The 12103-nt window shown below is 73.7% G+C and carries 9 protein-coding genes; 2 read left to right on the forward strand and 7 right to left on the reverse strand.

Annotation, left to right across the window (positions count from 1 at the left end; all coding sequences use genetic code 11):
* Positions 1-104: 104 nt before the first annotated feature.
* Genes nudC through AB0M80_RS00330 form a run of 5 tightly spaced genes read right to left on the reverse strand, consistent with a single transcriptional unit; the run spans position 105 to position 7127 of the window.
* On the reverse strand, positions 105-1124 hold the full coding sequence (gene nudC, locus AB0M80_RS00310; protein ID WP_364556729.1) for an NAD(+) diphosphatase: 1020 nt from the start codon (positions 1122-1124) through the stop codon (positions 105-107).
* Positions 1124-2503 (reverse strand): pitrilysin family protein, encoded by a 1380-nt coding sequence (locus tag AB0M80_RS00315; protein WP_364556731.1) that lies wholly within the window; start codon positions 2501-2503, stop codon positions 1124-1126. The genes nudC and AB0M80_RS00315 overlap by 1 nt, the downstream gene beginning before the upstream one ends.
* Entirely contained in the window at positions 2500-3792 is a 1293-nt protein-coding gene (locus AB0M80_RS00320) for a pitrilysin family protein (protein ID WP_364556733.1), read from the reverse strand. The genes AB0M80_RS00315 and AB0M80_RS00320 overlap by 4 nt, the downstream gene beginning before the upstream one ends.
* Before the next feature lie 9 nt (positions 3793-3801).
* Entirely contained in the window at positions 3802-5403 is a 1602-nt protein-coding gene (locus AB0M80_RS00325; RefSeq protein WP_364556735.1) for a DUF2207 domain-containing protein, read from the reverse strand.
* 2 nt (positions 5404-5405) lie between these two features.
* The gene (locus AB0M80_RS00330) at positions 5406-7127 is read right to left on the reverse strand and encodes a DUF2207 domain-containing protein (RefSeq protein ID WP_364556738.1); all 1722 of its coding nucleotides are present in this window, start codon (positions 7125-7127) and stop codon (positions 5406-5408) included.
* 401 nt (positions 7128-7528) lie between these two features.
* Between AB0M80_RS00330 and AB0M80_RS00335 the strand changes: the two genes are divergently transcribed.
* On the forward strand, positions 7529-8791 hold the full coding sequence (locus AB0M80_RS00335; RefSeq protein ID WP_364556740.1) for a neutral zinc metallopeptidase: 1263 nt from the start codon (positions 7529-7531) through the stop codon (positions 8789-8791).
* Positions 8792-8803: 12 nt separating this feature from the next.
* On the opposite strand, the gene AB0M80_RS00340 is transcribed toward AB0M80_RS00335, so the two are convergent.
* Positions 8804-9766, reverse strand: coding sequence for an RDD family protein (locus AB0M80_RS00340; protein ID WP_364556743.1), 963 nt, complete (start codon positions 9764-9766; stop codon positions 8804-8806).
* A 34-nt stretch (positions 9767-9800) separates the two neighbouring features.
* On the opposite strand from AB0M80_RS00340, the gene AB0M80_RS00345 reads away from it, so the two are divergent.
* Complete coding sequence (locus tag AB0M80_RS00345) at positions 9801-10808, forward strand: stage II sporulation protein M (protein WP_364556746.1); 1008 nt, start codon at positions 9801-9803, stop codon at positions 10806-10808.
* Between the two features lies 1 nt (position 10809).
* Here the strand turns inward: AB0M80_RS00345 and AB0M80_RS00350 are convergent, their stop codons facing one another.
* Positions 10810-12102, reverse strand: coding sequence for a DUF58 domain-containing protein (locus tag AB0M80_RS00350; protein WP_364556749.1), 1293 nt, complete (start codon positions 12100-12102; stop codon positions 10810-10812).
* Position 12103 lies beyond the last annotated feature (1 nt).

Genomic DNA, 12103 nt, shown 5'->3' on the forward strand with positions numbered 1-12103 from the left:
TCTGGTGAAACGAGCAGGTAACGCCTGCCCCCAGTGCGCAGGGCGCAACCACGAACGGCCCCGGCGGGGAGCCGAGGCCGTTCGTGGTTGCACGGTGGCGGGGGTTACTCCTCCGCGTCCGCCCAGGCCTTGAGCATCACGCGGGCGATGGACGAGTTACCCGGCAGGATGATCTCGGCCTTGCCGTCCGCGATCGGCGTCGGCTTCGAACCCTCGCCCCGCACCGCACTGTTCGCGAACGCCTCACGCACTTCCGCGCGGGACACCCACAGCGCCTCTTCGATCTCCCCGTCCGCCGGGACCAGCGGCAACGCACGGTCCGCCCGGGCCGTGAAACCCAGCATGATCGACCGCGGGAACGGCCACGGCTGGCTCCCGAGGTACCGGACGTCCGAAACGTCCGCACCCACCTCTTCGCGGATCTCGCGGACCACGCAGGCTTCCAGGGACTCCCCCGCCTCGACGAACCCGGCCAGCACCGAGTACCGCCCGGCCGGCCAGATCGGCTGGCGGGCCAGCAGCACGTGCGAGCCGTTGACCCCCTCCTGCGAGTGGACCAGGCAGATCACCGCCGGGTCCGTGCGGGGGTACTCCTCGCGGCCGTCGTTGGTGCACTTGCTCGCCCAGCCGAACTGGATCAGCTCCGTCGGGTGGCCGCAGCGGGTGCAGAACTTGGCTTGGCGCCGCCAGAACCTCAGCGCCTGCGCCGTCGTGAACAGGCCCGCCGACGTGTCGTCCAGCAGGTCTCCGTAACCACGCAGCTCGACCCAAACCTCGCCGTCGGCGCGCGGGACCTCCTCGACGAAGCCCCAGCTGCCCGCCATCTTCACCGTGTCGGCTTCGCCCGACGGGCCGCCCGGCAGCGACCAGTAGTCGACGCCCTGCCACTCGCCGAGGAAGACCGCGTCCGCGGGGGGCGCCGCGCCGAAGTCGACGGCTTTGCGCAAGGCCAGCGTCGAAGAGCCTTCGACGACCGGCGTGCGCCCGGCGTCGTCCAAGAGGACGACCCGGGCGTCGGCCCACCGCGACAACAGCCGCGAAGGGTTGGTGCGCAAGCCTTCCTGGCGGTCCACTGTGGACCGGGACAGGGTCGGCAGGGCACCGAGGGTGAACGGGACGGACATCAGGCCGGCTCACCCACGACGACGTCGCCGAGGGCCAGCAGCTTGCGCTCCAGCACCGCCGCGTCGCCGACCACCACACCGGTGAACCGCTGGGGAGCGAAGTACTTCAGCGCCGCGTCGGCCACCTCCTCCGCGGTGACCGCGGCCACCCGCGCCGGGTGCTCGCTCAGCCACTCCAGGCCCAGCCCGGTCGAGGCCAGCGCCAGCACCTGCCCGGCCAGCCCGGACTGCGACGACGTCGAGGTCAGCAGCGAACCGATCGCGTACTGCCGCACCGACTCCAGCTCGTCGCCGGCCGGCGGGACCTGGCCGAGGCGGCCCAGCTCGTAGCGCGTCTCCAGCAGCGCCGGCGCCGTCGCGTCGGTGGCGGTGTCCGCGTCGACGTTGACCACGGCGGTGCCGTCGGTGAACTCGAACCCGGAGTGCGCGGAGTAGGTGTACCCCTTGTTCTCGCGGATGTTCTCCACCAGCCGCGACGAGAAGTACCCGCCGTAGGCCAGGTTCGCCAGCTGCACCGCGGCGTAACCCGGGTCGGTGCGCGGCACGGTCTGCGCCGAAAGCCGGATCTGCGACTGCACGGCACCGGCGCGCGGCACCAGCAGCACGCTCGGCCCGGTCAGGTCGGGCAGCGGCGGCAGCCGCACGGCCGAGCGGTCGGACGCCCAGCCGCCGAGCACCTTCTCCAGCTCGCCGATCACCCCCGAGGGGTCGAGGTCGCCGACGAGCACCAGCACCGAACCCCGCGGCAGCACCGACGCCTGGTGCAGCGCCCGGACCTGCTCGGGCGTCACGACGGCGACGTCCTCGGCCTTCGGCACCTCGCGCGTGGCCGGGTGGTCGCCGTAGCGGTGCTTCTGCAGAGCCTCCCGCGCGATCGTGCGCGGCTGGGTCCGCGAGACGGCGATCCGCTCGACCAGCCGCTCCTTCTCGCGGCCGATCTCGTCGTCGGCGTACGTCGCTCCGGTGAGGACGTCGCCGAGCACGTCGAGGAACGTCGGCAGCTTGTCGGCCAGCGCGGACCCGTTGAGCACCAGACGTTCCGGGTCGACGCCGGCGCCGATGTCGCCGCCGATCAGCGCCAGCTCGGCGTCGATCTCGATGCGGTTGCGGCGCGCGGTGCCGGTCAGGATCGTCTCGGCGAGCACTTCGGCGATCGCCGGGTGCAGCGCGTCGTCACCCGCGAACGGGATCCACAGGCGCGCCTCGACCATCGGCACGGTCGCCTTGCGCACGGCCAGCACCCGCAGGCCGTTCGAAAGCTTGGTGTCCACATGGGACAGATCGACGGCGGCCCGCTGCTCGCCGAGCGGCGGCAGCGGCCGCGGCCCCCGCGCGGTGCGGCCGATCTCCTCCGCGCTGCGGTGCGTTGCTGAAGTCACTGCTCGTTGTTCCCTTCCGAAGCGGGCTTGACCACCAGCACGGCGCGCGCGTCCGGGCGCAGCGCCTTCGCCGCCGCCGACACGGCTTCCGAGGTGACGGCGGACATCCGGTCCGCGAGCCGGTACACCAGCGACGCGTCGCCGTAGAGCAGTTCGAACGAGCCGAGGGCCAGGGTCCGGGAGACCAGCCGGTCGTGCTCCGAGTGCAGGCTCGCCGCCCAGCGGGCGGTGACCTTGCGGAGTTCCTCGTCGCTCGGCGGGGTCTCGGCGAGCTTCTCCAGCTCGTCGTCGAGCGCGGCGAGCACGCGCTCGCGGGACACCTCGTGCGGGTGGATCAGGGTGATGGTGAACGTGTCGGGGTCGCGGGCCTCGAACGGCCCGAAGAGCCCGGCGCCGGCGCCGATGTCGACGACCAGGGGCTCGCGGTGCACCAGCCGCTGCTGCAGGCGGGAGCCGTCGCCGTCGGTGAGCACGCCGGCCAGCACCAGGTAGACCAGGTAGCCGTCGACGTCGTTGATCGGGTCCGGCATCCGGTAGCCGATGCCCAGCGCGGGCAGCGGGGCGTGCGGGTCTTCGACCTCGCCCTGCAGCTCGGTGGTCGGCAGCGGCTCAGCGAAGGACGGCCGCTGCGGCGCCGGCCGGTGCGGCACGTCGCCGAAGTGGTCCTCGATCAGTTTCTTGGCGTTGTCCAGCTCGAAGTCGCCCGCCACCGTGAGCACGGCGTTCGCCGGCGAGTAGTAGGTGTCGAAGAACGCCGCGCAGTCGTCCACCGTGGCGCTCTCGAGGTCCTCGAAGCCGCCGTAGCCGTTGTGCGCGTTGGGGAACGTCGAGTACAGCACCGGCGGCAGGGTGATCCACGGGAACCCGCCGTACGGCCGGTTCAGCACGTTGAGCCGGATCTCTTCCTTGACGACGTCGATCTGGTTCGCCAGGTTCTCCGCCGTCAGCTTCGGCGCGCGCATCCGGTCGGCTTCGAGGAACAGCGCGCGCTCGAGCGCGGCGCTCGGGAGCACCTCGAAGTAGTCGGTGTAGTCCGGGTGGGTGGACCCGTTGAAGGTCCCGCCGCTGGACTGCACGTGCCGGAAGTGCGCGAGTTTCTCCAGGCTCTCGGAGCCCTGGAACATCAGGTGCTCGAAGAGGTGCGCAAAACCCGTGCGCCCCTCCGGCTCGGAGCGGAAACCCACGTCGTAGTGCACGCTGACGCCGACCACCGGCGCGGTCGCGTCGGGGGCGAGGACCACCCGCAGACCGTTGTCGAGGGTGTATCGGACGAGCTCGGGATCGGCCATGACCCCACCCTACGACGGGACGGCGGTTCCCGGCGTCCCGGCTGGCGGGTGAGCACCGGTGTCCCGCCCCACGCCGTCGAGGAGACGCCCGCGGCGGGCGGCGGCGAAGGTGCCGGCGAGCGCCGTCGCGAAGGATCCGGCCTGGTCAGGGGTGATTTCGCCGTCGTGCCAGTAGATCGGCGGCGGCGTCTTGAGCCCGGCGAACGCGGCCACCCACGGAGCCAGTTCGCCCAGAGCGAGCGCGTACGGCAAGCCGCGGGAGAAGACCAGTTCCCGTTGCGGCTCGCCGAGCTCCTCGGCCTTCGCCGACGCGAGCGTCGCGCCGACGCCGCGCAGGCGCCGCGCCACGTCTGAACCCGCCCGGCGCCGCGCGGGCAGCGCGGCCGATGCGGCGACGACGGCGACGCCGGTCAGCACGACGATGACGCCGAGCTGGGCGTAGCCGACGGTCAAGGCCGGCAGCACGGTGAGGAACCCGCCGTAGAAGACGACCCGGATGCCCGCGCGGCCGAGGCGCCGGGGACGCCGGGCGAGCCAGCCGCGGCCGGCGACGTCGGCGTACAGCTCGGCCCAGGGCACGGTGACGTGCCGCCGCCGCAGTTCGGCGAGGGTCACCGGCTCGTCCGGCACGACGGCCGCGTAGACCGCGCGTTCGAAGGCGGTGAGGTGCTCGTCGGGCGGGTTGCGGCGGGTCAGCCGCCGGCCGCCGTCGTCCTCGGCGCTCACCCAGAGGTAGTTGCGGACGGCGAGGTCGAGCACGGTCGCGGCGAGGTCGGCGGGCCCGGGACGGCCGTGCAGGAGGACGCCGGCGTGCCCGGGCAGCACGCCTTCGGGCGACGCGAACTCGCCGTTCGCGGCGACCAGGCCGGCCTTCTTCGCCTCGCCCGCGTCGGCGTCACGGCGACGCGCCGCCCAAACCAGCGCGGCCATGGCCAAGAGCAGCGCGCCGAAGGCCGCCCAGGCCCAGCCGACCGGGGTGGTGAGCACGAACGCGCCGGCGATCGTCTTGGCCGGGACCAGGACTTCGTTCGCGGGAACCGTGCCCGCGGGCAGCTCGACGGTCGCCGTCATCCGCTGGCCCGCCGCGAGGTTCTGCTGGCTGAACCGGGTCAGCCCGGCGTGGTCGATCTGCGCGGCGGCGCACGGGAAATCGGAGCCCGGCGGTCCGGCCAGGCAGTCGACGGCGGTCGGGATCTTCGGCGCGGCGAAGGAGGCACGGAGGAACTTCAGCTCGGTGCTCCAGCCGCCGGCCAGCTCCCAGGTGACCCGGTTCCCGGCGACCGCACCGTCCACTGTGTACCGGACGATCGACGTGCCGCCGGTGAGGTGGACGGTGAACGCGCCGGAGTCCACGCTCGCCGTCCCGCGGCCTTCCAGGACGACGTCGCGGACGCCGTAGACGCGGTCGCGGTGGTGGGGTGCCGGGACCCGCAGGGCGACCCGGCGGTCCATCGTGCCGCCGTCGGGGACCGAGATCGCTTCGGCGACCGACAACGAGCCGTCGCGCTGGACCTTGAGCTGGATCTCGGCGCTCTGCGCCACGGTCGGCAGGGGCGGCTCGTCCACGGGGGCCGCGGCCAGGAAGAGCGCCAGGAGCGCCCCCGCGAGCACGGTCAGCGGGCCGCGGCGGCGCGGCCCGCGGCGGTGAGCACACCGTCGAGCGCGGTCAGGAACGACGGGAAGTGCGTGCCGAACCGGCGCAGGTCGTGCTCGGTCTCCATACCGCCGTACCAGTACAGCCCGGCTGAGCCGTCCGCCGACGGGTTGAGCCCGGCGAAGGCGCCGAGCCAGCGTTCGGTGTCGCCCAGCACCACCGCGTAGGGCAGCGAGCGGGAGAACACCAGCTCGCGGTCGGCGGGCGGGATGTCCTCGGCTTTCGCGGTGTGCAGGTAGTCGAGCAGGCCCCGGACCTGACCGGCCAGTGCCCGGCCGCGGGCGGTGCGGGAGGGCAGGAGCGCGGCCACCGCGACGACGGCGAGCCCGGCCAGCGCGACGGCGACGCCCAGCAGCGCGTACCCGGCGGTGAAGGTGAGCACCGCGGTGGCGACGAGGCCGAGCGTGAAGATACCGGCGCCGAGCCAGGTCAGCCGGCCGCGGGCGGTGTCCGGGCGGCGGGAGAACCAGCGCTTGGTGACGACGTCGGCGTACATCGCGTCGCTGATCCGGCGCAGGTCGAGCCCGCCGCGGGCGCGCAGCTGCGACACCAGCACGGTGTCGGTGCCCGGCGGCAGCAGGGTTTCGTAGACGGCGCGCTCGAAGTCGTGGAGGTGCTCGTCCGGGGGGTTGCGGCGGGCGAGCTGCCAATCGTTCCCGGGGACTTCGGCCAGCCAGAGGTAGTTGCGGACGGCGAGGTCGACCACGGTGGCGCTGATGTCGACGACGTCGACGGTCTCGTCGACGACCGTGCCGACCTGACCGGGCAGCACGCCGTCGGGGCTGGCGAAGAAGACGCGGTCGCCGTCACGCAGGAGGACCTCGACCGGGCCGGTCGAGGTGAGCAGCGCGCCGGCGTCCTGCTTGCGGCGCCGCCACACGAAGAGCGCGGCCGCCACGAGGAAGGCGAGCAGGACGGCGAAGGCGATGCCGGTCAATGGCGTCAGCGCGAAGGCGTTGGCCAGCAGGCCGATGTCGGCGAACTGCGCGTTCGCCGGGGTGGTGCCGGCGGGCAGGCCGACGAGGAGGTCGACGCGGTCGCCGGGCCGGACGTCGTTCTGTTCGAGGCGCACGACGCCGGTGTGGTCGAGTTCGGCGAGGGTGCAGCGCTGGTTCGAGCCGGCCGGGCCGGCGAAACAGTCCACAGGGGACAATTGCGGCGACGGGGCGAGCAAGGACGCGGTGAGCTTGGCCAGCGGGGTGTCGAAGCCGCTGGCGACCTGCCAGCGGGCCTGCTGGCGGCCGTTCTGGTCAGCGATGGCGCCGTCGACGGTGTACGTGACGCTTCCGGTGCCGCCCCCGAAGGTGAGGACGAGCTGGTCGCCGGTCAGCTGGCTGCTGGCGGTGCCGTCGGTCTTGACGTCGCGGACCGCGAAGACGCGGTCCTGGTCGTCGCTCGCGGGAACTCTGAGGGGGACGCGGGAGACCAGCTGCCGGCCGCCGGGGACGGTGACGTGTTCGGTGACGGAGAGGGTGCCGTCGCGCAGGACCTTGAGGGCGACGTCGGCGGTGGCCCCTTCGGGCGGCTGGACGTCTTGCCCGGTGAGCAGTTGGGGTTTCTTGGCCTGGTCGGCGGGCAGGTTCGGCAGGACGGGCCCGGCCGACGGCCCTTGCGCGGCGGCGGGACCGGCGGCCAGCAGCACGGCGGCGACGGCCAGCGCGGCCGCGGTCCCCCATTTCATCGACACAGCACCACACCCTAGAGCACCCGATCTATGCTGACGCCCGGAACGGCGCGATCACCGCAGGTACGCCGCTTCCGACGGGGAAATCGCACGGGGGGTTCCACTCGATGACGCACGGCCCGCAGGGTCCTGTTCCTGGTCCTGGTCCTGGTCCTGGTCCACACGACCCGCGCCGGCCGCAACCGCCGGGCCGGCCGCCGCTGCCACCCCCGGGAGCGCGGCCGCTGCCGCCGCCGGCCGCGCGGCCGCTGCCGCAGGGCCGGCCGGAGCCGGGATCGGGCCGGGTGCCGGGGCGCGGCAATGCGCCTGGGCAGGGCCCGAACCGCTTCGGCGGGCCCGCACAGCCACCGCCGCAGGGGCCCGGCGGCGCACCCGGACAAGCCGGGCCGCCAACCAGCGTGCCGGGGCACAACCCCGGCAGTCCTCCTGGACCCCCGAATCCCTTCGGCGGGCCCACACAGCCACCGCCACAAGGCCCCGGCCGCGGCCCGCAGCCGCCGTACGGGCTGCCGACCGGGGCGTTCGGCCGCCCCCTGCCGCCGCCCGCGCGGGCTCCCCTGCCGCCGCCGGCCGCCGTCGCTCCGCCCGTTTTCGCCCCCGGCTACGCCGGGCCGGCCGCTTTCGGCCCGCGCTTCGCGCCCGGCTACCGGCCCTACGTCGCCAAGAAGTCGAACGCCGGGGTGATCGTCGCCGTCGCGATCTTCGCGATCGTGGCCGTCGGGGGCGGGCTCGTCGCCGCCGTTGCGCTGTCCGGGAACCACCAGCGGCACGTCGCCGACGCCGGCTACTCGAGCACCTACCCGACCACCACCGAAGAAAGCACCACCGAAGAAACCACCGCGACCACCTCGTCGACCGAAGGAACGACCACGCGCCCGGCCCGCACCACCGAGCGCGGGACACCGACGTCGCAGCCCCCGGCCGGGCCGCGCTCGGTCGTGGCCACCGGGAACAACCCGCTCTTCGGCCGTCCGGACTACGGCCTGCAGAACGTCCCGTGCTCGCTGAGCCGCTGGGCGACCGACCAGAACAGCGCCACCCGGTTCTTCCAGTCCGGCATCGGCTGCCTCGACGCGATGTGGTCCCGCATGCTCGGCGCGGTGGACCTGCCGTTCCGGTCACCGAACCTGTCGGTGCCGCGGTCGCTGTCGGAATCGTCGACCCCGTGCGGCAGCGGGGGCACGACCACCGGCGTCACGCCGTTCTACTGCCCGGCGAACAACACGATCTACATGCCGATGGACCGGATCGAGATCCAGGCGTGGGGCAACCACCCCGGGCCGTACCTTTCGATCCTGGCCCACGAGTACGGCCACCACGTGCAGAACCTGTCCGGCATCACCGAGGCGTTCGGCAACCAGCGGTACGACGCGGGCGCCGACTCGGCGGCCGGCCTGGAGCTGTCGCGGCGGATGGAACTCGAGGCGCAGTGCTTCTCGGGGATGTTCCTCGGCTCGGCGTCGGTCTCCGGCGGCTCGGTCGACAAGAACATCTACAACGAGGCCTGGAACGCCCAGGACCGCGGCGACGACTACGCCCGCAACGGCAAACGCGACCACGGCAGCGCCAAGCACAACATCGCCTGGTGGCAGCACGGCGCGGCGAAGAACCGCAACCAGCAGTGCAACACGTGGCTCTCGGCGTCGGGGGATGTCTCGTAGCCGAAAGCCGGATCAGCTCGGCGGGGTGAACGGGTTTTCCACCGGCACCGGAGTGCCGGACGGCGGCGTCGGCGGATCCGGCTGCGTCGCGGGCGCCGGGACCGCAGCTCCGGACGGCGCCCAAGGCGAAGGCGCCGGTTGCCCCGGATGAGGCTGTGCTGAATAGGACTGGGCCGGAGAGGACGGCCGGGCCTGGGCGTGGGCCGCGTACGCCTGGAACGCCCGGGCGTGGTCGCGGTTGCGCCGCTCCGCCAGTACCGCCGCCAGGAACGCCCACGGCGGCACCCCGGGCGGCACCGGCGTGCCCAGCGCGTTGCCGACCTGCTGCGCGAGCCCCCAGCCGAGCGCGTGCGACGCCTCCGGCCGCAGCTCGCCGAACCGGGCGAGGAACTGGCGGCTCGCCAGCGCGAGGTCGTCCGGCAGCCGCGTCAGGTCGAGCTGGGCCGCCCAGCCCTCGAGGCCCGGCGGCATGCCGACCGCCGCAAACGCGGCGCTCTCCGGGACGCGCTCGCGGACCACCAGGGTCCCGGCCAGGAAGTCGCCCACGCGCCGGCCGTTCGACGAGCACAGCGACACGATCACCGCGACCGCGCCGAACAGCCCGAGCGCCCAGAAGTCCACGACGAACCCGGCGAGCCCGCGCACCAGCGCGTGCCGGAACCGGATCGGGCCGCCGTCGACGCGCACCACCCGCAGCCCGACCGCCATCTTGCCCAGCGAGCGGCCCCGCGAAAGCGTCTCGAACAGCACCGGGTAGCCGACCATGACCAGCACCACGAACACCAGCAGCAAGGCCAGGAAGAGCGACTCGTCGTCGCCCGGTACCGCGAACGCCAGCAGCATGACCGCGCCGAGCAGCAGCGCGAACTGCACGAGCACGTCCAGCGCCATCGCCAGCGCGCGGCTGGCGAGCTTGGCCACGCGCAGGTCCAGGACGACCGCTTCGCCGGTGACCAGCTCCGATTCCTCGTGCACGAAGCCCAGCGTAACGACGGATAGGGTGGTGGGCGTGGATGTGGACGTCTTCGTCGCGGCGCACGCGGCCGAGTGGAACCGGCTCGGCGAGCTGACCCGGCGCGGCGGCAAGCTGACCGGGCCCGAAGCCGACGAGCTGGTGACGCTCTACCAGCGAACCGCGACGCACCTGTCGATCGTCCGGTCGGTCGCGCCGGACCCCGCCCTGGTCGGGCGGCTGTCCGGGCTGGTCGCCCGGGGCCGGTCGGCGGTCTCCGGGGCGCACAACCCGGCCTGGCGCGAGGTGGCGCTGTTCTTCACGCGCCGGTTCCCCGCTGCGGTCTACCTCTCGCGGCGCTGGTGGATCCCGGCCGCGCTGGTGTCGATCGCGGTGATGGCGGTGATCGCCGTCTGGGTCGCGCGCGACCCACTGGTGCGCGCGACGATCGCGACGCCCGACGAGCTGAACGCGCTGACCAAGCCCGGCGGCGAGGCCGAAAGCTACTACTCGACCGGGCCCGCGACGTCCTTCGCGGCGCGCGTGTGGACGAACAACGCCTGGGTGACGGCGACCTGCCTGTTCCTCGGCATCGCACTGGGCCTGCCGGTGATCGGCGCGCTCTGGCTGAACTCGCTCAACGCCGGGGTCATCATCGGCGCGATGAGCGCGGCCGGCCGCGGCGACGTGATGATCGGCCTCCTGCTGCCCCACGGCCTCCTGGAGCTGACGGCGGTGTTCGTCGCGGCGGGCACCGGCCTGAAGCTGGGCTGGACGGTGATCGACCCGGGCCGCCGCTCCCGCACGGCGGCGCTCGCCGAGCAGGGCCGGTCGGTGGTGGTGATGGCCCTCGGGCTGACGTGCGTGCTGTTCGTGACCGGGATCATCGAGGCGTTCGTGACGCCGTCGGGCTGGCCGACGTGGCTGCGCGTGGGCATCGGCGTGGTGGCCGAACTGGCGTTCCTGGTCTACGTCTTCACGCTCGGCCGGCGCGCGGCGAAGGAAGGCGAGGTCGGCGACCTCGACGCCCGAGACGTCGGGGACGCACTGCCCGAATCGGCGTGAACTACAGCCGGCCCGCGGCTTTCAGGGCCAGGTAGCGGTCCGCCAGCGCCGGCGGCAGTTCCTCCGGGACCGCGTCCACCACACTCACCCCGTGCCGCGCGAGCCGCTCGGTCACGCGCAGGCGCTCGGCCGTCGTCCGGGCCGCCGCCGCCGCGTCGTAGACCGCTTCCGCGTCGCCGCGGCCCGCCAGCATCTCCGCCACCCGCGGGTCCGCCACCGATGCCACCACCAGCTCGTGCCGGCCGGTCAGCGAACCGAGCACCGGGAACAACCCCTCCTCCAGCGGCGCCGCGTCCAGCCCGGTCAGCAACACGACCAGCGCCCGGCGGCGGGTCCGCCGGAGCACCTCCGCGACCATGCCCCGCGCGTCCGTCTCGACCAGCGACGGCTCCAGCGGTGCCATCGCGTTCACCAGCGACGTCAGCAAAGAAGCTCCCGACGAACCCTGCACCGCCGCCCGCAGCCGCCGGTCGTAGGCCAGCAGGTCGACGCGGTCGCCGGCCCGGGAAGCCAGCGCCGCCAGCAGCAACGCCGCGTCCATCGCCGCGTCGAGCCGGGGCGCGTCGCCCACCCGGCCCGCCGAGACGCGGCCCGTGTCGAGCACCAGCACCACGTGCCGGTCGCGCTCGGGGCGCCAGGTCCGGACCATGACGTCCGCCGCGCGCGCGGTCGCGCGCCAGTCGATGGACCGCACGTCGTCGCCGATGACGTACTCGCGCAGTGAGTCGAATTCCGTGCCCTGACCCCGGATCAGCACCGCGTTGCGGCCGTCCAGCTGCTGCAGCCGCGCCAGCCGCGACGGCAGGTGCTTGCGGCTGTGGAACGGCGGCAGCACGCGCACGGTCCACGGCACCGCGTGCGACCCCTGCCGCGCGGCCAAGCCCAGCGGGCCCACCGACCGGACCGTCACGCGCGCGGCCGTCCGATCACCCCGCCGCGAAGGCCGCAGGGCAGTCACCAAAGCCCGCCGCTCCCCCGGCGGGACACGCAGCGCATGCCGGTCGGTGGCCCCCGCGCTCGGCGGCCACGCGTCGCGCAGCTGCCCGCGCACCGTGCGGCGCCCCGGGTTGGCCACCACGAGCGTCACCTCGCACGGCTCGCCGAGCCGCACCGACGTGTCGCCCGACCGCTGGAACGTCAGCGGCCGCACGCCTCCCGCCAGCACCAGGTCGACGCCGACGAGCACCAGCAGCACCGCGCCGACCACCAGCACCCCGGTGCTCGACGGCAGGAGCAGCCCGACCACCAGCGCACCGAACAGCGCGAGCAGCCCGAGCCTTCCGGTGACGGCCATG

Source organism: Amycolatopsis sp. NPDC051045, from assembly GCF_040682955.1.
Classification (GTDB): Bacteria; Actinomycetota; Actinomycetes; order Mycobacteriales; family Pseudonocardiaceae; genus Amycolatopsis.